Below are 24823 nucleotides of genomic sequence, written 5' to 3' on the forward strand. Positions count from 1 at the left end.
GACAGCGAAAGGCGACCATTGACTACACCCCTGGATGCGACTGCTCGCGTCGCACTTGAATTTCAAGCCCAACAACTCCGCATGATCCTTGCCCGGCTCAGCTCTGTGCGAGAGTTTCTTCCCCACGCGGGCATCGACTGGCGCGGTCCTGCCCAGGAGCTGTTCGATGCCGGGGTGCTTGAACTGCACCGGGACCTAACGCGAGCACGGACCTTGATTGAGACGGCAGAACATCGAACGATGTTGGCACTTCAGCAGATGGGCTCCTATGTCGGATGAACTCATCATCTCCGGTGGTGGCAGCGTTTCGGTCTCGACGGAGGAAATGCTCATCGCTGTCAGCACACTCCAGCGGGCGGCCGAAATGACGCGGGACATCGCCGGTGCCATTCAGATGGTGGATGCCCGGCTCACCCTCAGCCAACTCGAGATGCTCGGCATCCCTACGGCTGCCGCGCTCGCCGAGGATGACCTCGACTTCGCTTTCTCTGACCTTCAGAGAGTCGCTCATCGTGCCGAGCACCTGAGTAATCTCGTGCGATTCGCTGCCGACAGCTACGGGTTGGCTGAGGCGTTCGCCGAGGGAGTTTCTCGCAAGATCACGGCCGATGCCGCGGCGTGGCTCGGTTTCTTGTTCCCGACGCACGCCGCAGTGTTGGCATTGTCGGTGACAGCGGTGCCGATTCTGTTGGGGATCACAGCAGCAGCTCTCGTGACGGGCCGCAATCCAGCAGAAGTGTTCGCCAGCGAAAAGTTCACTGCTGAACTCAACGAACTCATAAGCGATCCGGCGTATGTACTCGCTGTTCGCTTCGGTGTGATGAATGCCGATGAGTTCTTGGCCGGAGCCGCAGGGTTACCGCCATCACTAGTGAGCGTCTTGAGCGCGGCGGGTGTTCTGGGGCTTCCCACCGCAGCCGGGGCGATCCAGCGGCTGGGAGGTATCGCCGGGGTGCTGAAAGAAACGCCGGTGCAACTGGTCAGCAAGAGCGACACCACTCGCGTGGAGCCCGCCCACTCTGTTGAGGAACGCGCCGAACGAATTCCCCAACCCACCCCAGATTCTCCGTTTCAGATCCGCATAGAAAAGACATCATTTCCCGGAGAGGACGACTCCTTCGAGGTGTACGTTTCCGGGACCGTTGACTTTGCTATCTCCGACTCAGCGCAACCGTTCGACGGCACGAGCAATCTCAGCCTCGCCGCGGACCAGGAGGCGGCGGCGTATAGCGCTGTGGTTGCAGCGATGGCAGAAGCGGGTATTACCGCCGAAAGCGCGGTTGCTTTGACCGGGCATTCTCAGGGGGCAGCGATCATCGCCCGGCTCGCAGAATCGGAAGACTACAACGTCACCGGTTTAGTCGGGTTCGGAGGCAACACGGGTCAGATCAAGATCCCACCAACCGTTCCCACGCTCCTCTTCGAGCACAGCGATGACATCGTTCCGGCAGCTGGGGGGATTCAAGGAAATCAGCACGCGGTGATCGTGGAGCGAGAGGTCTTTGCTGGCCGTCCGCTACTCGACGGTGTTATGGCGCCAGCCCATCAACTGGACGAGTATCGAGAAACTGCGCGCCGAATAGACAGCACAGACAGTGAATTTCTTCGCGACGCCGTGTCGAACCTAACGCCGACCGTTCACAAGGATGCTGTAACCACCGTCACTAGTTACGGGTACGAGCGGGTGCAGCCTTAGCGCTTGCGGCCTACTACGGGCCGAACCAAGATGCCGATGAACCAGCTGATGAGACCCAAGACGAGCGCGCCAAGCACTCCCCACCAGAATCCGTCAACAACGAGGCCGAAACCGAAGAGACCTGAGATCCAACTCGTGAGCAACAGCAGCAGACCATTCACCACGAGAGCAAGAAGGCCCAGTGTCAGAACGTACAGCGGGAAAGCAACAATACGGATCAGATTGCCGAGCACGCCGTTCACAATTCCGAACACCGCAGCGACCAGCAAGAAGGTCAGAACGACCTCAAGGGTTCCCCCGGGAGCAAAAGGAATGATCTCGACCCCGGCAACAACCACCGTAGTCAGCCACAAAGCAAGAGCGTTGATCAGCAAGCGCACGATGATTCTCATACCTCAACTATGCAGCACGTGTTTGTACTGCCGCAACGGCTATCCGCTGAAGGGCGGCACAACGAGGCGCGCGAATCGCCTCGCACATTGTCACCGGCGCGAAACGAATGCATCCACTCGCGCCCCTAGGCTGGTGACGTGACCAGCAACCGAGTACAGCTCCGCCCCGAAATCGCCGCCATCGTGCCCTACCGCCAGGGTGCGCCCGCCGCCGCGGATGCCTTCAAGCTGTCCTCCAACGAAAACCCCTACGAGCCGTTGCCCTCGGTGCTGGCGCAATTGTCGACGCACTCGATCAACCGCTACCCCGACGCATCCGCCGCTGCATTGCGGGCGCAGATTGCTGAACGCTTCGGTGTTACGCCCGACAGCGTGCAGGTCGGGGCAGGTTCGGTAGCCGTGCTCGCCCAACTCGTGAGCGCCGCCGCAGCCGCTGGCGACGAAGTCATCTACGCCTGGCGCAGTTTCGAGGCCTACCCACTGTTGGTCTCGGCAGCCGGAGCCACGAGCGTGCAGATCGCGAATCAAAGCGACCACCGGCACAACCTCGCGGCTATGAGCGACGCCATCACAGCGTCCACTCGCGTCGTGATCGTCTGCAGCCCCAACAACCCCACCAGCACTGTTGTCACGGATGCCGAATTCCGCGACTTCATGGCAACAGTTCCCGAGAACGTTCTTGTCGTTCTCGATGAGGCCTACCGCGAGTTCGTGACCGACGTCGAGGCTGTGCGCGGAGAGACGCTCGTCGGCACGTACCCGAACCTCGTGTTGTTGCGCACATTCTCCAAGGCTTACGGCCTTGCAGGCCTCCGCATCGGGTATGCGGTCGGCCCCGAATACGTGATGGATGCGGCGCGAGCGGTGGCCATTCCACTCTCGGTCACGGAGATTGCGCAGAAAGCAGCGATCGCATCCCTCGAACATGAAGATGAATTGTTGGAGCGGGTGACCAGCATTAATGCGGTGCGCGACAGAATCGTTGCTGGCCTCAGCGAGCAAGGCTGGGACGTACCCGCCCCCAACGGCAACTTTGTGTGGTTGCCGACCGGGTCAGCAACCGACTGGGCTGCAGAGGTATTCCGGTCACACGGGATAGTCGTTCGGGCGCTCGGCGAAGGCCTTCGGGTAAGCGTTGGCGAAGAGGAATCTGTGGAGAAACTCCTAAGAGCAGCCCAAGAGGTTGTCGCTTCAAGGGAAACGATCTAACGCTGGCCGCGTTAGATTAGTCGAATGTCTTATACCGCCGCGACGGTTCAGCTGCTCTCTCCCGAGGGCACGCTCGTTCACAGCGATGCCAGCGAACAGTACCTCCCCTACGTCGACAAGCTCAGTGATGACGCTCTTCAGGAGTTCCACCGCCACATGGTGGTGATGCGCCGCTTCGATATTGAGGCAGCGAACCTGCAGCGACAGGGCCAGCTTGCCCTCTGGGTTCCGAGCCACGGCCAAGAGGCCGCTCAGGTGGGTTCGGCGCTCGCTGCCAAACCCCAAGACCACCTATTTCCCTCCTACCGGGAACACGTCATCGCTCTCATGCGCGGGGTCGACCCCATCACGATCCTGTCGATGTTCCGTGGCCTCAGCCACGGTGGTTGGGACCCGAAAGAGCACGACAACTTCCACCTCTACACGCTCGTGATTGGTTCGCAGACGCTGCACGCGACTGGTTATGCCATGGGCATGAACCTCGAAGGTCGTGCCGGCACCGGCAATCCCGACACCGACGCGGCCGTCATGGTCTACTTCGGCGACGGCTCAACGAGCCAGGGTGACGTCAGCGAAGCAATGGTCTTCGCTGCCAGCTACCAAACTCCTCAAGTCTTCTTCTTGCAAAACAACCACTGGGCCATCTCGGTTCCCGTCTCACGCCAGTCGCGCACCCCGCTCTACTTGCGCGGCGAAGGTTTCGGCATCCCGAGCGTTCAAATCGACGGCAACGACGTTCTCGCAAGCTTCGCTGTGAGCAAGGCCAATCTTGATGCCGCCCGCGCCGGCGAAGGCCCCCGCTTTATCGAGGCCCTCACTTACCGTATGGGTGCCCACACCACGAGCGACGACCCCTCGAAATACCGCGACAACAGCGAACTCGAATTCTGGGCTCAGCGTGACCCCATCACCCGCTTCGACACCTACCTACGGGGCCGCGGCGCGAGCCAAGCTTTCTTCGACGAAATTGCGGCAGAGGGTGACGACCTCGCTGCCGACATCCGTAAGCGCATCACCGAGTTGCCGGTGCCGGCCAGCTCGACGATGTTTGACAATGTCTACTCAGACCCGCATCCGCTGATGGATGCACAGCGCGCGGCGCTCGCCGACTTCGAGGCATCGTTTGAGGAGGGCAACTGATGACTGAAACGATGACGATGGCGAAGGCTCTCAACGAGGGCATGCGTGCCGCGATGGCTGCTGACAGCAAAGTCCTGTTGATGGGCGAAGACATTGGGCCGCTCGGTGGCGTCTTTCGCGTCACCGAGGGGCTGCAGGCCGAGTTCGGTGACAAGCGTGTTCTCGATACTCCGCTGGCTGAATCCGGAATCGTGGGGACCGCGATCGGGCTTGCCATGAGCGGATTCCGCCCCGTGTGCGAAATCCAGTTCGACGGTTTTATTTTTCCCGGCTTTGACCAAATCACTTCCCAACTGGCGAAGCTGACCGCGCGCCACGAGGGCACGCTTCAGATGCCCGTCGTGATTCGTGTTCCCTACGGCGGCCACATTGGCGCTGTTGAGCACCACCAAGAGAGCCCAGAAGCCTACTTCGCGCACACTGCCGGGTTGCGCCTGCTCAGCCCCGCTACGCCTCACGACGCGTATTGGATGATTCAAGAAGCCATCGCCAGCAACGACCCGGTGATGTTCTTCGAGCCCAAATCGCGTTACTGGCAGAAGGGTGAGGTCGACCGCGAGTCGGCAGGCATCGCCACTCACTCCAGCCGCGTCGTGCGCGAGGGCACCGAAGTGACCCTCGTTGGCCATGGCGCGATTGTGTCGATGTTGTTGCAAGCAGCAGAACTCGCCGCCGAAGAAGGCACAAGCGTTGAGGTTGTTGACCTTCGGTCGCTCTCCCCCATCGACTTTGACCCGATTGTGGCATCCGCCCAAAAAACGGGCCGCGTTGTTGTTGTTCAAGAGGCACCCGGGAATGTGAGCGTGGGCTCGGAGGTTGCGGCTACCGTGGCAGAGCGTGCGTTCTACTCACTCGAAGCACCGGTGCTGCGCGTGAGCGGTTACGACGCCCCATTCCCTCCTGCCAAGCTGGAATCCGTGTACTTGCCTAGTGTTGACCGCATCTTGGATGCTGTCGACCGGGCATTGGCCTACTGACGAAGGAGGCCCTCGTGGCCGTATCTGAATTTCCTCTCCCCGATGTGGGCGAGGGGCTAACTGAAGCCGAGATCGTCTCCTGGAAAGTTGCGCCCGGCGATGAAATCGTCGTCAACCAGGTGCTCGTTGAGATCGAGACGGCTAAGTCGCTCGTTGAACTGCCATCGCCTTTTGCAGGCACCGTGCAGAAGCTGCTTGTTGAGGAGGGGATGACCGTTGAGGTCGGAACCCCGATCATCACCGTGCAGTCGGTAGGCGGCTCACTCGAGCTGACCGCTCCGGGCTCCGGCGAAGACGAGAGCCACGGCATGATGTCTGACGTCGGCGCCGAGGGCAGCGCTGAGGATGACACGGCTGCCGCGGTCGCCGACACAGCATCCACGATCGCTAGCGAAGACGATAAGCCAGGGGCAGTGCTCGTGGGCTACGGCACCGGCGGGCATGTCAGCTCGCGTCGCCGCAAGGGTGCGCAGCCGGCGAAGGATGTCGTTGCCGCCAGCGCTCCCTCGAAGCCGCGCCCGGCATCCGTCCCCGCTTCGTTCGCAAGCCCGATCATTGCGAAGCCACCGATTCGCAAGCTCGCCAAAGACTTGGGCGTTGAACTTGCCGAGGTCGAGGCGACAGGTTTGGCTGGTGAGACCACCCGCGAAGACGTGATTCGTCACGCGTCGCAAGCGAGTGTCTTCCGCAACATCGAAACCCCGGAGTGGGGTGACGAACGCGAAGAGCGCATTCCGGTCAAGGGTGTGCGCAAGGCAATCGCGAAGGCAATGGTTCACAGCGCCTTCACTGCACCGCACGTCAGCGTCTTTACTGACGTGGATGCCACGCGGACCATGGAGTTCGTGAAGCGCCTCAAGAGTTCCACCGATTTTGCTGGCGTGCGCGTGAGTCCGCTATTGATCATGGCGAAGGCCGTGAACTGGGCTGTGCGTCGCAACCCGACCGTGAACTCGAGCTGGACCGATAAAGAGATCACCGTTCACCACTACGTAAACCTCGGTATCGCTGCGGCAACGCCGCGGGGACTCATCGTTCCGAATATCAAAGATGCCCAAGAACTGAGCCTTCTCGAGCTCGCCAAGGCCCTCGAGCAGCTCACGCTGACGGCACGCGATGGCAAAACCCAACCCGCCGAAATGTCGAACGGCACGATCACGATCACTAACCTCGGTTCGTACGGCATGGATACGGGAACCCCCATCATCAACCCGGGTGAAGCGGCGATTGTTGCGATGGGCACGATCAAGCAAAAGCCGTGGGTTGTCGACGGCGAAGTGCGGGCCCGTTACGTCACGACGGTCAGCGCGAGCTTCGACCACCGCATTGTTGACGGGGATGTTGCGAGCCGTTTCGTGGCAGATCTTGCGAGTGTGCTGGAAGAGCCTGCTCTGCTGCTCGACTAGTAGCTGAGCGTTAGGCAACAACACTCCATCGCTTCACCACATCAGGCGAAGCGATAGGTAATGTAGCCGAATGATCTTCGGAAAGAAATCGTCGGTGTTTCCCTCCACATCCGATTCGACGCGCCCTGGAATCCACGACCTCTGGACCGACCGCTTGGGCGCTTGGTCCATTCGGGCGCTTCAGGTGCTCTTGCTGCTCACGCTCATCTCGGTGATTGTGTTTGCGCTGACGCAGATCAAACTTGTCGTTATTCCCGTGCTTATCGCTCTGATCTTCGCTGCGGCTGCGAGCCCGATCGTGGTCTGGATGCGTCGCCGTGGTGTCGGACGAGCACTGTCGACCTGGACCGCGCTGCTTGGCGGAATCGTGGTGTTCGGTGGGTTGGTTACCGCGGTCGTTTTCGCCGTAGAGGATCAGTGGTCGGAGCTTTCTGATTCGGCTGTCGAGGGCTTTGAGCAACTCAAGGACTTCGCGCTCGACGGTCCGTTCCCGATCGATCAGACAGCCCTCGATGATGCCTGGAACGCGGTGATCGACTTCGTGACGAGCGCAACCTTCGGTCTCGGAGCTATTCAGGGCGTTTCAGCGGCGGCTCAGGTGGTCACGGGAATCCTGCTCGGTTTCGTGATCCTTTTCTTCTTCCTCAAAGACGGCGACCGCATCTGGGAGTTCTTCCTTCGCCCGCTTGATGGCGAACGCCTCGCACGCGGACACCGCATCGGTCACACTGCCGTGCGCACTCTGGGCGGCTACGTCCGCGGCACGGCAACGGTTGCGGCCGTTGACGCCTTCGGTATCGGTATCGGACTGCTCATTTTGCAGGTTCCTCTGGCGCTGCCGCTCGCGGTCATTGTGTTCTTGGGCGCCTTCATCCCTCTCGTCGGTGCGACCGTCGCCGGCATCTTGGCCGCCGTTGTCGCTCTCGTGACCAACGGTTGGGTCGTGGCACTAATCGTGCTGGGCATCGTCGTGTTGGTGAATCAGCTCGAGGGCAACTTCTTGCAGCCCGTCGTGATGGCGCAGTCGCTGAGCATCCACCCGCTCGTCATTTTGGTGGCATTGACGGCCGGAACGATTCTGGGCGGCATTGTGGGCGCAGTGTTGGCCGTGCCGATCGCTGCGGTGGGGTGGTCGATTCTCAAGACCTGGAACGAAAAAGGGCACCGGCCCGATGTTGATCCGGCGGCCGCGAAAAAGAAGAAGTAGCGCGCTAGCGGGGCCCTAGGGTCCGTTCGAGAAACGGATTCCAGAACTTGCCGTGAGGGTCGTACTCTCGCTGAAGCGCAACGAAGTCGGCGGTTCGCGGAAAGCGTTTGTGGATGTCGTCGGCGCCATAGTGAAAAAGCTTGCCCCAGTGCTGCCGCGGTGCGAATGGTGCAAGAGTTTCTTCGATCACCGGCAGTAGCGCTGCGACCTCGGCAGGGTGCTTCGCCCAGGTGAAGCCGATGCACAGCACATCCCGCTCGTAGGCGGGGCTCATCCACAGGGCGTCGGCCGCAGCAGTACGGATCTCTGAGATGAGCAGGTGCGGCGAGATCTGGGCGCCAAGAGAGCGCAGTGCGCGCAACGCTTCAACGCCGTGCTCGCGCGCGACGTAGTACTCGCTTTGCAACTCATCGCCGCCGTTGGAGGGTTGACCGTCGAGGCGAAAGTGCGGCATCCGTTCTGACCACGGGCCGGGCACGCTCGCGCGCTGGTTCACATGCTCGCGCGAAGCTTCCTCGGAATCGTCGTACCAGGTGCCGCCGAACAGGGTGGAGGCCAGTGGCGCCTCAGCGCCATCGCTGAGGCGGGTCTTGAGCCAGACCTGGGCCACGGTAGGGCTAGCGAAGTCAGCAAGAAGGCTCACGCTGTAGGCGCTAGCCATCACCTCATCCAGCTGTTCGAGCACCGTCTCCCACGGCGCGAACCGGTAGATGTCTTGACGCACAACATAGCTGGGCTGGATGTCGAGGGTCACGTGCGTGATGATGCCAAAAGCTCCGAGCCCCACCGCCAGCGCTGACAGGTCGTCGCTGGAGCGATCGACCGTCACGAGGGAGCCGTCTGCCGTGACGAGTTCGAGAGCGGCAATGGCGGTGGAGAGGATGCCGTTGCCGTCTCCGGAGCCGTGGGTTGCGGTAGCGGTGGCTCCGGCAACAGAGATGTGCGGGAGAGACCCGGTGTTGTGCAGGCCGAAGCCGTGCTTCTGCAGTTCCGCCATCAGGATGCCGTAGCTGGTTCCCCCGGTGACGCTGACGGTCAGCGATGCCGCATCGATCCGAATTTCGGGGTCGAGTTCGGCCAGGCTGATGAGCGCCCCGGAGGTATCCGCAATGTCGCTGAAGGAGTGTCGGGTGCCGAGCGCTCGAACGCGGGGCCAGCGAGCCACTATTTCTTGCACCTCAACGACGGTCGTCGGTTGCTCAATCGTTTCGGCGATGTAGCTGAGGTTGCCGGCCCAGTTGGTGAGTGGTGTTGACACTGTGTACTCGCTTTCTGTGCCCATCGCAGGGCCCTTTGAGCGTAGCCAGCAGGGATGGATGTCGGCTGATTCGCCGTCCTCTCGTTCCAGGTGTACTCTATTGATAACGAATCTCATTACCGCTATTACCTACAGCTTTCGAAGGACACTCCCTTGTCTCGCTTCACCTCTGCCTTTTCTGCAACTCCGCGCTCACGCGCGCTGACCGCTGGGGCCGTGCTTGCGGTCTCCGCACTCACCCTCGCCGGATGTTCGGCCACCGAGCCCACCGAGGATGACGGCACGATCGCCGTCGTCGCGTCCACGATCGTTTACGGTGACATCGCTGCCACGATCGGTGGCGACGCCGTTACCGTCACGAGCTTGATCGATAACCCGGCTCAAGATCCCCACAGCTACGAAGCGTCGGCTCGCGACCAGCTCGCTGTCTCCGAAGCTGACCTTATGATCCTCAACGGTGGCGGCTACGACCCCTTCGCCGAAGCGCTGTATGAAGCTGCCGGTTCAGAAGCCCTCCTGATCAAAGCGGTCGAAGTATCCGGGTTGCTTGAGGAAGACGGCGACGATCACGCTGACGAAGACGAGCATGCCGAAGAAGAGGGCGACGAAGAAGAGGACCACGACCACATCGAGGGCTTCAACGAGCACATCTGGTACAGCTTCCACGCCATCGAGCACGTTGCTGAACATATCAGCGAAGAGCTCACGGAACTGAGCCCCGAGAAAAGCGACGCTTTCGAGGCAAACCTCGCAGCGTTCCTTTCGGATCTTGAAGGACTCGAAGACCAGGCCGACACCATCGCCGAGAGCGCGGAGGGTAAGGGCGCTGCGGTAACAGAGCCTGTTGCCGTTTACCTGCTTGAAGCGGTTGGCCTGCACGATGACACGTCGCCGGAATTCACTGAGGCGATTGAAGAGGGTTCGGATGTTCCCCCGGCTGCTCTGCTCGAGGTGCTCGACCTGATCGATTCCGGTCACGCCGCGCTGTTGGCGTACAACGAGCAGACCGCAAGCCCCGAGACTGAGCGAGTCCGCGAAGCGGCCGAAGCAGCAGGCCTTCCCGTGGTGTCATTTACGGAGACGCTGCCCGAGGGTGCAGACTACATCCAATGGATGACTTCAAACTTGGACGAACTCGCGGTGGTCCTTGTCCCGTAATGGTGGCAACGCTGTGAGTACTACAGCCACTACACCGGCTTCTGCCGCGGATGGTTCGGCGTCCGCGGCAGTTCCCGTGTTGAGCATCCGCGATGGTGTACTCGGCTTTGGAGCGCGCACTCTCTGGTCAGGCCTGAATCTCGATGTCGCACCCGGCGAGTTTCTCGCAGTTTTGGGCGCTAATGGCTCAGGCAAATCGAGTCTGCTGAAAACGATCCTCGGGCAGCAGAAGCTCGACTCGGGCACGATCACGGTAGCCGGGCATCCGGTTCGCCGGGGCGATCGCTGTATCGGCTATATCCCGCAACAAAAACTTGCGGCCCCTGGTACCCCTTTGCGCGGTCGGGATCTGGTGACTCTGGGAGTCAATGGGCACCGTTTCGGATTCCCCACGCTCCCCCGCGCGGTAAAAGAACGCGTTGATGAGCTCATCGCTGACGTGGGGGCGACCGGTTACGCAAGCCAACCCCTCGGTTCACTGTCGGGCGGCGAGCAGCAACGCTTGCGGGTTGCCCAGTCCTTGGCCGCTGACCCTGTGTTGCTCCTCTGCGACGAACCCCTGCTCAGCCTCGACCTGCAACATCAGCGCGGCGTTTCTGAACTGATCGATCGCCGCCGTCGCGCGCACGACACCGCCGTAATTTTTGTGACCCACGACGTGAACCCAATTTTGAGCATGGTCGACCGCATCCTGTACCTCGCCGGTGGCAAGTTCATGATCGGCACGCCAGACGAAGTGCTGCGCAGCGAGGTCCTGAGCGAGCTTTACGGCACACCCGTGGAAGTTGTGCGGGTGGGCGGCCGCGTCATCGTGGCCGGCACGCCGCAGGGCGACCACCATCACGAGGAGGAGATCGAATGACCTTCGACGAATTCTGGGGTCAGGTCGTTAACTTCAGCGACTACGGCGAACTCCTGAACCTGGTGCGGTTTTCCCTGATTGCCGCAGCAGTACTCGGCATCGCGGGCGGCCTCATCGGCGTCTTCGTAATGCAGCGAGACATGGCCTTTGCCGTGCACGGCATCAGCGAACTCTCCTTTGCGGGAGCCGCCGCCGCGCTGCTGTTTGGCGCCAATGTGGTGGCTGGGTCGCTCGCGGGTTCCCTCGTTGCTGCGATTCTGATCGGGATGCTCGGGGCGAAGGCTCGCGACCGAAACTCAATTATTGGTGTGCTCATGCCGTTCGGTATGGGTTTGGGCATCCTGTTCCTGGCGCTCTATCCCGGACGCAGTGGAAACAAGTTTGGCCTCCTCACGGGCCAAATCATCTCGGTTGATAGTGAGCAACTCGGCCTGCTCATCGTGATCAGCGTCGTGGTGCTGGCAGCGCTCTTTGTCGTGTGGCGTCCGCTGACGTTCGACAGCCTCGACCCTGAGGTTGCGGCAGCTCGTGGCGTTCCGTCCCGGTGGCTTTCTCTTGGCTTCATGGTGCTGCTGGGGCTCATGGTCGCGGTGGCGGTGCAGATTATTGGCGCGTTGTTGGTGATGGCACTGCTCGTGACGCCAGCCGCGGCAGCGATGCAGGTATCGTCATCGCCGCGCCTCGTGCCCGTGCTCAGCATGATCTTTGGTTTCGTGTCGGCGACCGGTGGCGTTTTGCTCGCGATCGGCGGATCCTTGCCGATCAGCCCCTACATCACGACTATTTCGTTCCTGATCTACATCGTGTGTCGCATCATCGCGGTGCGGCGCAATCGGGGCGGTCGTCGTGTCTCGAGCCGCGCATCCGGAGCTGAATTGATCAGCGCTACCCCAGCAGGTGAAAGCTAGAGTGGTGACTATGAAGCGCAATACGTGGCAGCGAGAAGCGGTGCGGGATGCTCTGACTGAGTCAGAGGGTTTCGTGAGCGCTCAGGCGCTGCACACCGCGCTGCGCGACGCCGGGAGCGCGATCGGTCTGGCCACGGTGTATCGCGCCCTGGCTGACTTGGCCGGAACGGGCGACGCTGACTCTCTGCAGCAAGATGGCGAAAGCCTGTTTCGCGCCTGCACGCCCGACTCGCATCACCACCATTTGATCTGCCGCAACTGCGGAACAACCGTCGAAATCAAGGCGGATGCCGTAGAAGAGTGGGCCAAAAACGTCGCCGCCGAACACGGTTTTACCCAGCCGCATCACATTGTTGACGTTTTCGGCTTGTGCCCGGCCTGCTCTAGCACGTAACATATACCGTTGATCGAGCGGTATCTTCCGCTCTCGCAGACACATCCCACCCTGATTGAATTCGTGCCAAAACACGGGTTTGAGAAGAATGCAGTGTGTGTGCCGACAAGTGATCTTGGGTAAGGCTTTGTCCTTACGGTAACTAGAACAGGAGTATCACCATGGCAGCAACCTGCCAAGTGACCGGCGCCATTCCCGGCTTCGGACACGCAATCTCGCACTCGCACCGTCGCACCAAGCGTCGTTTCGACCCGAACATCCAGAAGAAGACGTACTACGTACCGTCGCTTCGCCGCAACGTAACTCTTCAGCTGTCCGCAAAGGGCATCAAGGTAATTGACGCTCGTGGCATCGAATCCGTTGTCAAGGACCTCCTTGCACGTGGGGAGAAAATCTAATGGCAAAGGCACAGGACGTACGTCCGATCATCAAGCTCCGTTCAACTGCTGGAACGGGCTACACCTATGTGACGCGCAAGAACCGTCGCAACAACCCCGACCGCCTCGTACTCAAGAAGTACGACCCGGTGGTTCGCAAGCACGTTGAATTCCGCGAGGAGCGCTAAACATGGCTAAGAAGAGCAAGATTGCAAAGAACGAACAGCGCAAAGTTATCGTTGCGCGTTACGCCGAGCGTCGTCTCGAGCTGAAGAAGGCTCTCGTCGACCCCGCCGGAACTGACGAGTCACGCGAGGCTGCACGCCTCGGACTTCAGAAGCTCCCCCGCGATGCTTCGCCGATCCGCGTACGCGGTCGCGACGCCATTGACGGACGTCCCCGTGGATACCTCAAGCAGTTCGGTGTTTCCCGTGTTCGCTTCCGTGAAATGGCTCACCGGGGCGAGTTGCCCGGAATTACCAAGTCAAGCTGGTAGATTCCAAGCGGTTCCGACGTTTTCTAACGTTTCGGAACAACTAACTGCACTACGTCCGAGGAGGACCACCTTATGGCTGACAAGTCGCTAAACCGTACTGAATTCGTAGCGGCGGTTGCCGCAGAGTCTGGCCAGAGCCAGGCTGCCGTTTCCGGCGTCGTTGACGCATTCTTCTCCGTACTCTCGAAGTCGGTCGGCGAAGGAACCAAGGTTTCGATCCCCGGATGGATGGCTGCAGAGCGTACCTTCCGCGAGGCTCGCACCGGCCGTAACCCGCAGACGGGTGAAGCTATCGAGATCAAGGCCAGCCACGGCGTCAAGCTCAGCGCAGGCAGCAAGCTCAAGGCAGCAGCCAAGGGCTAAGTAGCAACTTTAAAAGGGCGACATCCTCCGGGATGTCGCCCTTTTTGTTTTCTGGGTGCGATTCCCGTCGCTGCTGGGGCTGCGGATGCTGGGGCGGGACGCTGGGGCGGGACGCTGGACCGGGCGAACTCCCGTATAAGCGCGAGTACTCTTGAGGGGTGCTAAGAATCAGCCGGATCGCCGGACCCGCCCTGCTGATCCTTGTTGCAGCCATCGCGGTTGTTGCTGGACTCCAGTTCGGTGGCGGTGCTGCGGTTCCGATTCTTCTTGACCCGGGCGCTGTCGTGCGCTGGGGACTGCCCATCGCGAAGCTCTTCGTGAACCTCGGGCTTGCGGCGACCATCGGCGGGCTCATGATCGCTGTCTTCGCGATGAGTCCGAAGCGCGATGAATTCAACATCACTCTCGACTTTGCGGCCGCCGGCGCCGCAGTGTGGGCTGTGGCATCCGCCATTACTGGGTTTTTCACCTTTCTGGCGGTGCGCAACCAGCCCATCGACCTCTCCAGCGCCTTTGGTGACGTTCTCGCAAGCTTTCTGACCTCGACCGAACTAGGTCAAGCCTGGCTTGCCACAGTGCTTATAGCGGCCGTTGTGACCGTTCTCTGCTTCGCCGTGCGCAATATGACCGCCCTCGTCTTTGTGCTGGTGCTCTCCGTTGCAGGGCTCATCCCGATGGCGCTTCAAGGCCACAGCGGCGGAACCGCCGATCACGATGCCGCCACCAGCGCCATATTTCTCCACCTCGTCTTTGCCGCCCTCTGGCTCGGCGGGTTGCTCGCGATCGCCATCGCCCGCCCCGCCCTCACCAAAGACCGGCTGAGTATCGTGCTGCGCCGCTACTCGACCATCGCGCTCGTGAGCTTCATCGTGGTGGCCGCCTCCGGCTATGTGAGCGCAGAAATTCGCGTCGAGAACCTGGCGAACCTGCTCTCGCCCTACGGCATCCTCGTGCTCGTCAAAGTTTTTGCCCTCATCGTCTTGGGTCTCTTCGGCGCTGTGTACCGCAACTACGCAATCGGCCGCCTCGAATCCAGCCCCCGCAAGCAGCGCGGATGGTTCTGGTGGATTGTCAGCGCCGAGTTGGCTTTCATGGGTCTCGCATCGGGCGCAGCTGCCGCCCTGGCGACGACGCCCACGCCCGTTCCCGAGATCGTGGCCGCTGATTTGCCCGACTCCTCCCCCGCTGCCTACCTCACCGGTTCACCGCTGCCCCCCACCGTGACCGCAAGCAACCTGTTCACCCTGTGGAGCTTCGACCTCATCTGGGTGCTGATCTGCGCGTTCGCGATCTTCTTCTACCTCGCCGGCGTCTGGCGCCTTCACAAGCGCGGCGATTCTTGGCCGATCTACCGCACCGTGTTCTGGGTGCTCGGGATGCTGCTGCTGTTCTACATCACCAACGGTGGCGTGAACGTGTACGAGGGCTACCTGTTCTCGATGCACATGCTCGGGCACATGACCCTCGGCATGATGATTCCGGTGCTGCTCGTGCCCGGTGCGCCCGTGACGCTCGCGATGCGCGCAATCGCCAAACGCACTGACGGCAGCCGCGGAGCCCGTGAGTGGATTCTGCGGATCGTGCACTCACGGTATCTGGCCGTGATCGGGCATCCGGTTGTTGCGGCGATCATCTTCGTTGTTTCGCTGTGGGTCTTCTACTACACGCCGCTGTTCCGGTGGGCTTCCACTGACCACGTCGGGCACGAATGGATGATCATCCACTTCTTGGCCTCCGGCTACCTGTTCGTGCAGTCGCTCATCGGAATCGACCCGTCGCCGCACCGCACCTCTTTTCCCATTCGCCTGCTCATTTTGCTTGCCACCATGGCTTTCCACGCCTTCTTTGGCCTCGGCCTCATGACCGGCACGGGGCTGCTGCTGGCCGACTGGTACGGCGCGATGGGCTGGGACAACGGTGTGACAGCCCTCGAAGATCAGCGCATCGGTGGCGGCATCGCTTGGAGTGTTGGCGAGATCCCCACGATCGCGCTCGCCATCGCGGTGGCAATCATGTGGTCGCGCAGCGACCGCCGAGCGTCCGTGCGCTACGACCGCAAGGCCGACCGCGATGGCGATGCAGAGCTCGACGCCTACAACGAGATGCTCGCTAAGCGCTAAGCGCTAAGCGCTAAGCACGCCGCACGGGTAGCGCGGCGGCAGGCACCCTTGGTAGCCCTCCGGGTGAAGGGCCACCGACTAGGAGTGGGCGTGGAGTGCATGCTCCGAGATGTACGCGCGCAGGGCAGCGGCATCCGCGGGCATATCAATCTGGTGCTGCGGGAGTTCGAGCATCTCGCGGTAGGCCTCGTCGGTGGCGGGAATGCGGCCGAGCGCCTCAGCGATAACGTCGGGGAACTTTGCCGGCTTTGCTGTCTCCAAGACCAGCATGGGAATACCGGGCTCAATGTGGGCCTGGGCCACAGTGACACCGTCGGCGGTGTGCGGATCCAGTAACACCTGCGTGCTCTCGAAGACTGACCGGATCGTGTTGACACGGTCCTGGTGCGTGCTCGTGCCGCTGACGATTCCGAACTCTTCCAGAAAGCGCGACTGCTGCGAGGCGAGATCGACGAAACCGTCGGCGCCGAGTTGCTGCCAGAGGCCACGAAGGCGGTCCGCATCGCTGCCAAGCAGGTCGAAGAGAAAACGCTCGAGGTTGGATGCCTTAGAAACGTCCATAGACGGGCTGGAGGTGGCGAGCGTATTTGCTGCGTTACGAGGGCGGTAGATGCCGGTCCGGAAGAACTCGTCGAGAACGTTGTTTTCGTTTGTCGCTACGACGAGCTTTCGAATGGGCAGACCCATCATTCGCGCGTAGTGACCCGAGAGCACGTTGCCGAAGTTGCCCGACGGCACCGAAAAAGAGATCTCAAAGCCTGCTCGCTCCTGCGTGGCTACCGCATCGGTAACCCGCAGCCATGACCAGAAGTAGTAGACGATCTGCGCGGAGATTCGCCCAAAGTTGATGGAGTTCATCGCGCCCAAATTGTGGGCCTGCTTGAAGGCGGCATCGCTGGAAAGCTCCTTGACGAGCTCTTGGCAATCATCAAAGACGCCGTCAACGACGAGGTTGTGGATGTTCGGTTCCTGCAGCGAATACATCTGCGCACGCTGGAACTCGCTCATCCGGCCCAGCGGCGACAACATGAAGGCGCTGAGACGCTTTCTCCCCCGGATGGCGTATTCGGCGGCTGAACCGGTGTCACCAGAGGTCGCGCCGAGAATGTTGAGGACCCCGCCGGATTTTTCGAGAGCGAAGTCGAGTGCCTCCCCGAGAAACTGCATGGCGATGTCTTTGAAGGCAAGCGTGGGGCCTTCGGACAAACCGACAAGGGTGAGGTTGTCGCCGAGCTTGGTGACAGGAATGATCTCGGGGGTAGAGAACTTCGCGGGGTCGTACGCAGCGTGGCAGAGGCGCGAGAGATCATCTTCGGAGATGTCATTAGCGAACAGGCCGATGACTGCGGTCGCCAGCTCAGCAAAGCTCAGGCCGCGCCATGACTCAAGCAGGGCGGCATCGACGTGGGGCAGCTCGTTCGGGATCGCTAATCCACCGTCGCTTGCCAATCCTTCGAGGATGACATCGGTGTACGAGCCGAGGGTGTGGCCCCGTGTGGAGGTGTACTGCAACCGGTCCTGCCTTTCGTCGAACTAAGGCACCAGCTTATCGGCAGGCTAGTGGGGTGTTACGCGGGGGAGGTGCTCTGGGGGCCAGCGTCAACTTCTGGCGCCAGCGGCGATGGCACCGCCAATGGCAACGTCACGGTGAACGTGCTTCCTTCGCCCGGCACCGAAGTGACGGCCACAGAGCCTAAGTGCTTCTGCACGAGTCCCCGCACCAGCGGCAGCCCGAGTCCGGTGCCAGTGATACCGCGCTCTTCCGCATCCGGTGCTCGGTAAAAGCGTTCGAAAATGTGCTCAATGACGCTGGCATCCATCCCGATCCCCGTATCCGTAATCGTGATCACTGCTTCTGTCGCCGTGGGGGTGGCGCTGATAGTGACGGCGCCCCCGCCCGGGGTGAATTTGATTGCGTTGTTGACCACATTGGTCAGGATGCGATCCAGTTCGATTGGTGGAAGCGCGGCACAGACCGGAGGGCCTGATTCGACCGTGAGTACGATCCCACTGCGCTCGGCAAGCGGGCGCAGGCTACCGATGACCTCGTGGGCCGTGACTGTGAAGTCGCTTGACGCGACAGCGGTCGAAGGGTCGCGGGGGCGCCCTAACTCCAGCAGGCTCTCTACGAGGTCAGCGAGGCGACGGGCGTTGCGGGCGATCGTTTCGACAGAGGCACGTTGAAAGTCATCAAGTTCTTCCTCTTCGAGCAGCTCGACATAGCCGATGATGCTCGTGATGGGCGTGCGTAGTTCGTGACTTGCCGACGCCACGAACTCTTCTTTTTGCCTGTTCAGCTCGGTCACCCGCGCGGTCGCCATCTGCTCTTTCTCGAGAGCAAGCTCGTGAGCCTCGGCGACGCGTCGAGCGGCAGAGACATCCACGAGTTGGATGCTGTAGCGCACCCCTGATGACGAAGGCTGAGAGACGATGAGCACGTCGATGTCCGAGCGCACGCCGTCGACGTCGGCCTGCCAACTGACGCGTTCCTCGTGGTGTTCAACCGCGGCCGCCACCTTGGCGGCGAGTGGTCCGTGCCAGAGCGCCACCGAATTCCCGTCAGAGTCCGTGCGGAGTTCTTGCTCGGGGGCAATCACTGAAGAGGCGATCTCATTCGATTCCAGAACGACGAAGCCGTGGGGGTATGGCTCGACGATCAGCAGCCCCACGCGGGATCCTACGAATCCTCCGCGCAGCACTCCTTCGCGGTCGCGGAGACGGGCGGTGACGAGCCGACTCTCATTCTGGGACGACGTCGCAAGGAGTACGAATGACGCAACGGAGAGGAGGAAGACTTGGATGAGGGTAGAGGGATTGCCGCCCAGCGCAACGGCCTGGTCGAACGGCCCGCCGCCCGCGGTCGTGAGCAGGGTGACGGCAATGGCGATTCCGACGATCTCGAACAACACAATACGAGTGGGAAACCTGAACGCAGCCCACGCGATAATCGGCAGGGGCAGAAACGACAGCGGAAGGGTGCTGTCCGGGCCAAAGACATAGAGAAGCACTGCGCTCATAATCACCAGCTGCGCCAGAATTTCGGCAGGGTGCACACGGGCCAGGCTCGCGTGCGGAAGCAGGGCGAACGGCAGAATAATCAACACCGCAGTGGCGTGAGCCGCACTGACACCGATGAGAGTGTCGACGAATGATCCCCCATCGAAGACGGCGACGGTGAGACCGGCGAGGATTCCGATGAGCAGCGCGCCCGCCGCGACGGCGACGCACAGTCGATACGCCATCGCGAGGCTATCGAGAACGGGACGCACCCGGGCGCTTCGAGTCACGATGACGGCGACCAGCCACGCTTCCGCGCTATTGGCGATGCCGAAAGAGATCGCTACAACGAACTCGCGGCCGCCGACCATATTCGACAAAGTGGTGACGACAACGACCGCGACCGCTCCCCAGACGCGCTGGGAGCGGTGCAGGCGCAGCACCAGCAAAACACTGACTCCGGCGGCGGGCCACCAGGCGGCAACATGGGAGCCCGGGGGCGAGAAAGCGACGAAGCCCCACCCGAGCAAAAACACCACAACCAGCAAAAGCAGCGTGGAAGGGGAAGCCACTGTGACCCGGCGAGCGTCACCGGGAGTGCCCAATTGTGACCTTGCCATTTCGACCCCCAGTCTCTGACTAATGACAGACTAGTCGGGAGCCTGAGCATCGATGCTCAGAGATTTAGCCTTTCGGGAGGCGCAAATATGGCCGTTGTATTGATCGTTGAAGACGATGAAGACGTGCGTGCGCTGGTGGTTCACCGCATGAAGCAGGCGGGCCACGAGGTTCACACCGAGCACGACGGCGAGGCCGGTTTGGGCGCGGCGCGAGCATCCATTCCTGACCTGGTGATCTTGGACTGGATGATGCCACGGCGCAACGGACTCGAAGTCTGCTTCGAACTCCGCGCTGATCCACTCTTCGCTGCTACCCGCATTTTGATGCTCACTGCGAAAGCGCAAGAGCAAGACATTGAGCGCGCTTTGGCTGCGGGCGCCGACGACTATGTCGTCAAACCATTCTCCTCCCGCGAGTTGTTGGCCCGCGCAAACGCCCTGTTATCGCGATGATTCCGTCGATTCCCGCCATCCCGACGATTCCCGGGCTGGCCATGGCATTGCTGCTCACCACCGCGACGGTGTGTGGCTTGCTGGCGTTGATTGTGGTTGCAGAGCGCATCATTCGCACTGCTCTGGCTCACCGCGAAGAGAAACGTCGCGATCGAGTACGCCCCCACATCCTGACCATCGTCGACGGTGACACCCCAGCGACGCTCCCCCGCCGCGACCGTGCAGCCCTGTCTCGATTGGTGGCCGATACAGCCAGTCAGGTGCGAGGCGAGGACCGCGAGGCGCTCACCCAGTGGCTGATCGGCCAACAATTTCATCGCGCTCACCTGCGTCGCATGAAGTCACCATTTGCCCTGACCCGGGCGCGTGCCCTTGACCGGTTTGCGCCCATGGCCGAGCACGCGCCTCGATCAATTGAGCGGATGCTCGGTGACAGAGATCTGCGCGTGCGTAGCCTCGCCGCGCAGGTCGCCGGCCGCTCGGGAATGGCCGCTCTCGTGCCGGAGCTGTTGCGCCGCACGGAGGGAACCAGAGTCATCCCGGCCCGCATCATTTCCATGGCGGTTCTGCGCGCGGCACCTTCCTCCATTGCGGAGTTCGGGGACACCGTCACGGACAGTAATCATCGAGTGCGGGCGCTGGCGCTGGATCTCGCGGGGCAACTCAACCTCGTCGACGCCCGTCGTGCGATTGAAGCAGGGCTGGACTCCCCCAGCGCCGACGTGCGGATGGCGAGCGTGCGATCCATCCAACGTCTCGGTTCGCCTCTCTCGCTCGCAGCGCTTGAACGAATGGAAACCCAGAGCCCTGAGGAGCTGTTTCACACCGAAGTTGTTATCCACGAATTGACGGTGGGCTGATGATCGACTTCCTCATGCAGTTCACCTTCTGGGCCACCTGGGTGCTCATCGTCTACTACGCGATCTACAACGGAGTGTTTCTGGTGGTGCTCCTCAAGGGAGCGCTCGAAGTCTCGCGAGAAGTTAACTGGCCATCGTCGATGACGTTGTCGGAGATCTTCGCCAACCCGTTGACGCCAGGCATTTCGATAATCGTGCCCGCTCACAACGAAGAATCAGGGATTGTGGATGCCGTGCTCGCCCTGCGTAACCTCCGCTATCCCCTGACTCGCATCGTGGTCGTCGACGACGGGTCGACCGATGAGACCTTCCAACGCCTCAAGGACAACTTCGACCTGCGACCGACGTCGAAGGTGCTCGCTGCGGCACCGCAGCACGAGGGCAAAATCACCGAGTTGTGGGCGACCCGCAGTGGTGATCTCACGGTTGTTCGCAAAGAGAGCGTGCGGCTGCGCTCGGATGCCGTCAATGCGGGACTGCGCGCCGCTGACCAAGAAATCGTCTGCATGATCGACGCGGACTCGCTGCTCGAACGCGATGCCCTGCTGCATATCGTGGCCCCGTTCGTCGCCGACCCTACGGTTCTCGGGGTCGGGGGTGTTATCCGTCCCGCCAACGGTGTCACGGTGTCACGGGGCGCCGTGACCAAGGTGCAAATGCCCAAGAAATGGGTCGAACGAATTCAGGTTGTCGAATACCTGCGGGCGTTCCTCGTGGGTCGCACCGGGTGGGCATCGATCAAAGGCCTCATGATTATCTCCGGCGCCTTCGGGGCTTTCCGGCGTGACGCCGTGCTTGAAGTGGGTGGCCTCGACAGCACATCCCTCGCCGAAGATGCCGATCTCGTGGTCGCGATCACTAAGAAAGCTCGAGACGAGAAACGGCCCTATCGCATCGCGTTCGTGGCGGAGCCCGTGTGCTGGACCGAAGTGCCGAACACGTTCAGTGCACTCAGCACGCAGCGTCGACGGTGGTCACAAGGCTTGGGCGAACTCATTGCCAAGCAACGAAAAATGATCCTGAATCCGCGCTACGGCGTGCTCGGGATGCTGACGCTCCCCTACTTCGTGCTGTTTGAGTTCTACGGCCCCATCTTCGGAGTTCTTGGGGCGTTCATTGCGCTCGCCGGAGCGATCACCGGGCTCATCACGTGGCAGCTTTTCGCGCTCGCATTCTTCGTCTCCGTCGGGCTGTCTCTGGTCTCGTCACTCGCCTCCGTGCTCATCGAAGAGAGCGCCTACCACCGGTATTCGCGTCTACGGGATGTCGTCGTTCTGCTGATGACCACCATCGTCGAGCTAATGGGCTTTCACCTCGTGCACACCTGGTGGCGGTTGCAGGGGGTGTATCGAGCACTCTTTAAGCGGCCAAGTGAATGGGGCACGATCGAGCGGGCCGGATTTGAGCAGGAAGGTCCCGGGCACGCCCCCGACGACTCCCCAGATCAACCGCAGCTGCAGCGGGAAACTACTGCGGATATTGCGCCGTGATGAGCAACTCATCCTCCGGCATAAACGTGACGAGATAGCTCGCGGTGAAGTCAACGTCTTTATCGAAAGTGGATACTGAGCCATCGAAGATCGAACGGACGTCGACGTTGAGGTGGGCTGCGGCATCCGTTTCGGGCATGAGCCAAGTTCCCGTCTCAGAACCGGGCACGAGCGAGACCTCGGGATAGCTCGCAATGCTCCACTCGGGGGTGGTGACGATGCGGTTGGCCATGGGCTGCCCGAAGGGGCATCCGGTCGGCAGCAGCACTACCTGGGTGGCGCACTCATCGAGATAGTCGTTCACTTCACGCTGCACTTGCGCGATCATCGTCTGGTTGGCGACGACGTCGAGGCTAGCGCGAACGGTATCGCCCGGTTCCGTGGCCGACACCGTGATGGGGGAAGCCGTGAGGTAGGTGGAATCGTGGCTGATCTCGAAGCTGCTGGGGGTCAGCACTACGAAGGGCGCGGGAGTGTCTTGGGCAGGAGTGACAAACTCGGAGCCGTTCGCGGTGAACTCTTGGGCGTTCGTAACGGTGAGGCGCACGATCGTGAGGGGGGCCGTGACGAACTTCCAGTCGGCAAAGACGCCGAAACGTGAACCATCTCGCTCCACCGTGAACGTCGAGTGCGAGGTTTGGCCATCGAGCTCGAACACGAACGTGACGGTCTCGGACCCATCAGCGTTCTTCTCCTGGGAGACCACGGCGATCTCTTCGATCGTGCTGAGTGCCGACGGTCGCAGGAGGTCATGAGCGCCAGCGAGAAGCATGGAACCAGCACCGGTGGTGTCGATCGGTGTCGCGCCAGAACCATCATCTGATGCTGCGCCGTGTTCCTCAGGAAGCGTGATGTCGGCAATCTGCAGAGCGGATGCCATGTCATGACGGGCGAGAGCGCCGAGATAACTGCGAACGAAACCGCTTGCGCTGAAGAGTGTCGCGTTCACAATCAGGACAGTCGTGACGAAGGCGACAACAATCAGCCCAAACACGATTGACCAGATAACAAGCTCGCGACGCATTCACACATCCTAAACCGCTGAGGTGCGCCGGAGATGAACCACAGATTGTGGCGCGCGGGCACGAGACCAGCAAGGTGCGGCATTAGGGTGATTGGGTGTCCGAAATTACCCTGTCGCCCGAGCAAGCAGCGGTCTTTGCTGCCATCGAGACGACGCGGGAGAACCTCTTCGTTACGGGGCGGGCCGGCACGGGTAAGTCGACGCTGCTCAATCACCTTGCGCACAACACATCGAAGCAGATTGTGATCTGTGCGCCGACCGGAGTCGCGGCGCTCAATGTGGGTGGGCAGACCATCCATTCGCTGTTTCGGTTGCCGATCGGTGTGATCGCCGACCACGAGCTCGAACAGACCGATCAGCTGCGCAAGCTGCTCAACACCATCGAGACGCTGGTGATCGATGAAGTATCGATGGTCAATGCCGACCTTCTCGACGCGATCGATCGCAGTCTGCGGCAGGCTCGTCAGCGCAAGAAAGAGCCCTTTGGTGGGGTGCAGGTCGTCTTGTTCGGTGATCCGTATCAACTGGCGCCGGTTCCGGGCGACCCGGATGAGCGGGCCTACTTCGAAGACCGTTATGAGTCGATCTGGTTCTTTGACGCTCTCGTGTGGCAACAGACTGACCTCACGATTTACGAACTCACGAGCATCCATCGCCAGCATGAGGATGAGTTCAAATACATGCTCAATGCCGTCCGTCACAACGGAGTCACTGCTGAAATCGCTGGGCGGTTGAACGCAGTCGGAGCGCGGCCAGCGCCGAACGACGGCACGATTACGCTCGCCACCACGAACAGCACCGTCACGCGCATCAACGCGACAGCGCTCGCGCGACTCCCCGGTCGCGTGCTCACGGCGAAGGCCGAGATTTCGGGAGAGTTCGGCGGTCGCGCCTACCCCGCCGATGAATCCCTTGAGCTCAAGGTGGGCGCGCAAGTGATGTTTTTGCGCAACGACACTCAAGAGGGCGGCACTCAGCGCTGGGTCAATGGCAGCGTCGGCACTGTCGTTAAGATCGCTGACACCGTTTGGGTCGAAGTGGACGGGCGCGACTACGAAGTGAAGCCCGTCGCGTGGGAGAAGTTCAAGTACTCGTACTCGGCGCGCACGAAAGCGCTTCGCAAAGATGTCGTTGCCGAATTCACGCAGTTTCCGCTGCGGCTTGCCTGGGCGGTCACGATTCACAAATCACAGGGCAAGACCTACGACAGCGCGATAGTGGATCTCGGGCCACGCTCTTTCGCTCCCGGCCAGACCTATGTTGCCCTCAGCCGCATCAGCAGGCTTGAAGGGCTCTACCTGACTAGGCCTCTGCGCCCGAGCGACATCATCGTTGATGAAAACGTCGTGCGGTTCATGTCGCGGGCCCAGCCCATCCCGGCTATTCAGGCCTGACTCCCCCGGGCTTGCGTGAGGT

25 protein-coding genes are annotated in these 24823 nt (G+C 61.3%); 20 read left to right on the forward strand and 5 right to left on the reverse strand.

Annotated features, from left to right (window positions below; all coding sequences use genetic code 11):
• Positions 1-18 precede the first annotated feature (18 nt).
• Positions 19-279, forward strand: coding sequence for a hypothetical protein (locus I6E74_RS01335; RefSeq protein ID WP_197122345.1), 261 nt, complete (start codon positions 19-21; stop codon positions 277-279).
• Positions 269-1696 carry a hypothetical protein gene (locus I6E74_RS01340; RefSeq protein ID WP_197122347.1) on the forward strand — a complete coding sequence of 476 codons (1428 nt, stop codon included), beginning with the start codon at positions 269-271 and terminating at the stop codon, positions 1694-1696. Before I6E74_RS01335 ends, I6E74_RS01340 begins: the two co-directional genes overlap by 11 nt.
• Here the strand turns inward: I6E74_RS01340 and I6E74_RS01345 are convergent.
• Positions 1693-2088, reverse strand: a complete 396-nt coding sequence (locus tag I6E74_RS01345) for a phage holin family protein (protein ID WP_197122349.1) — start codon at positions 2086-2088, stop codon at positions 1693-1695. The two genes, I6E74_RS01340 and I6E74_RS01345, sit on opposite strands and share 4 nt — an antisense overlap.
• 138 nt (positions 2089-2226) lie before the next feature.
• Here I6E74_RS01345 and I6E74_RS01350 point away from each other — a divergent pair, with 138 nt between their 5' ends.
• The 5 genes from I6E74_RS01350 to I6E74_RS01370 all read left to right on the forward strand — a co-directional run bounded on the left by I6E74_RS01350 (position 2227) and on the right by I6E74_RS01370 (position 8027).
• A complete protein-coding gene (locus I6E74_RS01350) occupies positions 2227-3297 on the forward strand; it encodes a histidinol-phosphate transaminase (protein WP_197122351.1) in 1071 nt (356 codons plus the stop codon).
• Positions 3298-3321: 24 nt separating this feature from the next.
• Positions 3322-4437 carry a thiamine pyrophosphate-dependent dehydrogenase E1 component subunit alpha gene (locus I6E74_RS01355; protein WP_197122353.1) on the forward strand — a complete coding sequence of 372 codons (1116 nt, stop codon included), beginning with the start codon at positions 3322-3324 and terminating at the stop codon, positions 4435-4437.
• Positions 4437-5414, forward strand: coding sequence for an alpha-ketoacid dehydrogenase subunit beta (locus I6E74_RS01360; protein ID WP_197122355.1), 978 nt, complete (start codon positions 4437-4439; stop codon positions 5412-5414). Before I6E74_RS01355 ends, I6E74_RS01360 begins: the two co-directional genes overlap by 1 nt.
• 14 nt (positions 5415-5428) lie before the next feature.
• Positions 5429-6820 (forward strand): dihydrolipoamide acetyltransferase family protein, encoded by a 1392-nt coding sequence (locus I6E74_RS01365; RefSeq protein WP_197122357.1) that lies wholly within the window; start codon positions 5429-5431, stop codon positions 6818-6820.
• A 70-nt stretch (positions 6821-6890) separates the two neighbouring features.
• Positions 6891-8027, forward strand: a complete 1137-nt coding sequence (locus I6E74_RS01370) for an AI-2E family transporter (RefSeq protein ID WP_197122359.1) — start codon at positions 6891-6893, stop codon at positions 8025-8027.
• A 4-nt stretch (positions 8028-8031) separates the two neighbouring features.
• Here the strand turns inward: I6E74_RS01370 and I6E74_RS01375 are convergent, their stop codons facing one another.
• A complete protein-coding gene (locus tag I6E74_RS01375; protein ID WP_231604445.1) occupies positions 8032-9309 on the reverse strand; it encodes a D-arabinono-1,4-lactone oxidase in 1278 nt (425 codons plus the stop codon).
• A 129-nt stretch (positions 9310-9438) separates the two neighbouring features.
• Here I6E74_RS01375 and I6E74_RS01380 point away from each other — a divergent pair, with 129 nt between their 5' ends.
• The 9 genes from I6E74_RS01380 (at position 9439) to I6E74_RS01420 (ending at position 15963) form a co-directional block, all read left to right on the forward strand.
• Positions 9439-10443, forward strand: coding sequence for a metal ABC transporter solute-binding protein, Zn/Mn family (locus I6E74_RS01380; protein ID WP_197122361.1), 1005 nt, complete (start codon positions 9439-9441; stop codon positions 10441-10443).
• 79 nt (positions 10444-10522) lie between these two features.
• Entirely contained in the window at positions 10523-11305 is a 783-nt protein-coding gene (locus I6E74_RS01385) for an ATP-binding cassette domain-containing protein (RefSeq protein WP_231601228.1), read from the forward strand.
• A complete protein-coding gene (locus tag I6E74_RS01390) occupies positions 11302-12213 on the forward strand; it encodes a metal ABC transporter permease (RefSeq protein WP_197122365.1) in 912 nt (303 codons plus the stop codon). Before I6E74_RS01385 ends, I6E74_RS01390 begins: the two co-directional genes overlap by 4 nt.
• 10 nt (positions 12214-12223) lie before the next feature.
• Positions 12224-12607 carry a Fur family transcriptional regulator gene (locus I6E74_RS01395; protein WP_197122367.1) on the forward strand — a complete coding sequence of 128 codons (384 nt, stop codon included), beginning with the start codon at positions 12224-12226 and terminating at the stop codon, positions 12605-12607.
• Positions 12608-12768: 161 nt separating this feature from the next.
• Entirely contained in the window at positions 12769-13005 is a 237-nt protein-coding gene (gene rpmB, locus I6E74_RS01400; RefSeq protein WP_129072582.1) for a 50S ribosomal protein L28, read from the forward strand.
• Positions 13005-13172: a 50S ribosomal protein L33 gene (gene rpmG, locus I6E74_RS01405; protein WP_009773536.1), complete on the forward strand. Its 168-nt coding sequence runs from the start codon at positions 13005-13007 to the stop codon at positions 13170-13172. Before rpmB ends, rpmG begins: the two co-directional genes overlap by 1 nt.
• A 2-nt stretch (positions 13173-13174) precedes the next feature.
• The gene (rpsN, locus tag I6E74_RS01410; RefSeq protein WP_197106841.1) at positions 13175-13480 is read left to right on the forward strand and encodes a 30S ribosomal protein S14; all 306 of its coding nucleotides are present in this window, start codon (positions 13175-13177) and stop codon (positions 13478-13480) included.
• A 72-nt stretch (positions 13481-13552) separates the two neighbouring features.
• Positions 13553-13843 carry an HU family DNA-binding protein gene (locus I6E74_RS01415; RefSeq protein WP_100387826.1) on the forward strand — a complete coding sequence of 97 codons (291 nt, stop codon included), beginning with the start codon at positions 13553-13555 and terminating at the stop codon, positions 13841-13843.
• Positions 13844-14001: 158 nt separating this feature from the next.
• Positions 14002-15963: a cytochrome c oxidase assembly protein gene (locus I6E74_RS01420; RefSeq protein WP_307784349.1), complete on the forward strand. Its 1962-nt coding sequence runs from the start codon at positions 14002-14004 to the stop codon at positions 15961-15963.
• A gap of 78 nt (positions 15964-16041) precedes the next feature.
• Here I6E74_RS01420 and thrC read toward each other — a convergent pair whose 3' ends face one another.
• Positions 16042-17475, reverse strand: coding sequence for a threonine synthase (gene thrC, locus I6E74_RS01425; RefSeq protein WP_197122369.1), 1434 nt, complete (start codon positions 17473-17475; stop codon positions 16042-16044).
• Positions 17476-17531: 56 nt separating this feature from the next.
• The gene (locus tag I6E74_RS01430) at positions 17532-19580 is read right to left on the reverse strand and encodes an ATP-binding protein (RefSeq protein WP_197122371.1); all 2049 of its coding nucleotides are present in this window, start codon (positions 19578-19580) and stop codon (positions 17532-17534) included.
• Positions 19581-19667: 87 nt separating this feature from the next.
• Here I6E74_RS01430 and I6E74_RS01435 point away from each other — a divergent pair, with 87 nt between their 5' ends.
• The 3 genes from I6E74_RS01435 to I6E74_RS01445 are packed head-to-tail and all read left to right on the forward strand — an operon-like array spanning position 19668 to position 22383.
• The gene (locus I6E74_RS01435; RefSeq protein WP_197122372.1) at positions 19668-20033 is read left to right on the forward strand and encodes a response regulator transcription factor; all 366 of its coding nucleotides are present in this window, start codon (positions 19668-19670) and stop codon (positions 20031-20033) included.
• Positions 20030-20893: a HEAT repeat domain-containing protein gene (locus I6E74_RS01440; protein WP_197122374.1), complete on the forward strand. Its 864-nt coding sequence runs from the start codon at positions 20030-20032 to the stop codon at positions 20891-20893. The genes I6E74_RS01435 and I6E74_RS01440 overlap by 4 nt, the downstream gene beginning before the upstream one ends.
• On the forward strand, positions 20893-22383 hold the full coding sequence (locus tag I6E74_RS01445; RefSeq protein ID WP_197122376.1) for a glycosyltransferase family 2 protein: 1491 nt from the start codon (positions 20893-20895) through the stop codon (positions 22381-22383). Before I6E74_RS01440 ends, I6E74_RS01445 begins: the two co-directional genes overlap by 1 nt.
• On the opposite strand, the gene I6E74_RS01450 is transcribed toward I6E74_RS01445, so the two are convergent.
• On the reverse strand, positions 22361-23407 hold the full coding sequence (locus I6E74_RS01450; protein WP_197122378.1) for a hypothetical protein: 1047 nt from the start codon (positions 23405-23407) through the stop codon (positions 22361-22363). The genes I6E74_RS01445 and I6E74_RS01450 overlap by 23 nt on opposite strands.
• A gap of 95 nt (positions 23408-23502) precedes the next feature.
• On the opposite strand from I6E74_RS01450, the gene I6E74_RS01455 reads away from it, so the two are divergent.
• Complete coding sequence (locus I6E74_RS01455) at positions 23503-24801, forward strand: ATP-dependent RecD-like DNA helicase (protein WP_197122380.1); 1299 nt, start codon at positions 23503-23505, stop codon at positions 24799-24801.
• Positions 24802-24823: the final 22 nt, after the last annotated feature.

The organism is Salinibacterium sp. SWN139, from assembly GCF_015864625.1.
In the GTDB taxonomy this organism is placed as follows: Bacteria; Actinomycetota; Actinomycetes; order Actinomycetales; family Microbacteriaceae; genus Rhodoglobus.

What these genes read in the sequence shown, in the direction of transcription:
- rpsN (WP_197106841.1), top strand. Translation starts at nt 13,175, where the DNA reads ATGGCTAAGAAGAGCAAGATTGCAAAGAACGAACAGCGCAAAGTTATC.
- I6E74_RS01360 (WP_197122355.1), top strand. Translation starts at nt 4,437, where the DNA reads ATGACTGAAACGATGACGATGGCGAAGGCTCTCAACGAGGGCATGCGT.
- I6E74_RS01445 (WP_197122376.1), top strand. Translation starts at nt 20,893, where the DNA reads ATGATCGACTTCCTCATGCAGTTCACCTTCTGGGCCACCTGGGTGCTC.
- I6E74_RS01450 (WP_197122378.1), bottom strand. Translation starts at nt 23,407, where the DNA reads ATGCGTCGCGAGCTTGTTATCTGGTCAATCGTGTTTGGGCTGATTGTT.
- I6E74_RS01395 (WP_197122367.1), top strand. Translation starts at nt 12,224, where the DNA reads ATGAAGCGCAATACGTGGCAGCGAGAAGCGGTGCGGGATGCTCTGACT.
- I6E74_RS01435 (WP_197122372.1), top strand. Translation starts at nt 19,668, where the DNA reads ATGGCCGTTGTATTGATCGTTGAAGACGATGAAGACGTGCGTGCGCTG.
- I6E74_RS01355 (WP_197122353.1), top strand. Translation starts at nt 3,322, where the DNA reads ATGTCTTATACCGCCGCGACGGTTCAGCTGCTCTCTCCCGAGGGCACG.
- I6E74_RS01345 (WP_197122349.1), bottom strand. Translation starts at nt 2,088, where the DNA reads ATGAGAATCATCGTGCGCTTGCTGATCAACGCTCTTGCTTTGTGGCTG.
- I6E74_RS01430 (WP_197122371.1), bottom strand. Translation starts at nt 19,580, where the DNA reads ATGGCAAGGTCACAATTGGGCACTCCCGGTGACGCTCGCCGGGTCACA.
- I6E74_RS01370 (WP_197122359.1), top strand. Translation starts at nt 6,891, where the DNA reads ATGATCTTCGGAAAGAAATCGTCGGTGTTTCCCTCCACATCCGATTCG.
- I6E74_RS01390 (WP_197122365.1), top strand. Translation starts at nt 11,302, where the DNA reads ATGACCTTCGACGAATTCTGGGGTCAGGTCGTTAACTTCAGCGACTAC.
- I6E74_RS01440 (WP_197122374.1), top strand. Translation starts at nt 20,030, where the DNA reads ATGATTCCGTCGATTCCCGCCATCCCGACGATTCCCGGGCTGGCCATG.
- I6E74_RS01415 (WP_100387826.1), top strand. Translation starts at nt 13,553, where the DNA reads ATGGCTGACAAGTCGCTAAACCGTACTGAATTCGTAGCGGCGGTTGCC.
- rpmG (WP_009773536.1), top strand. Translation starts at nt 13,005, where the DNA reads ATGGCAAAGGCACAGGACGTACGTCCGATCATCAAGCTCCGTTCAACT.
- rpmB (WP_129072582.1), top strand. Translation starts at nt 12,769, where the DNA reads ATGGCAGCAACCTGCCAAGTGACCGGCGCCATTCCCGGCTTCGGACAC.
- I6E74_RS01340 (WP_197122347.1), top strand. Translation starts at nt 269, where the DNA reads ATGTCGGATGAACTCATCATCTCCGGTGGTGGCAGCGTTTCGGTCTCG.
- I6E74_RS01375 (WP_231604445.1), bottom strand. Translation starts at nt 9,309, where the DNA reads ATGGGCACAGAAAGCGAGTACACAGTGTCAACACCACTCACCAACTGG.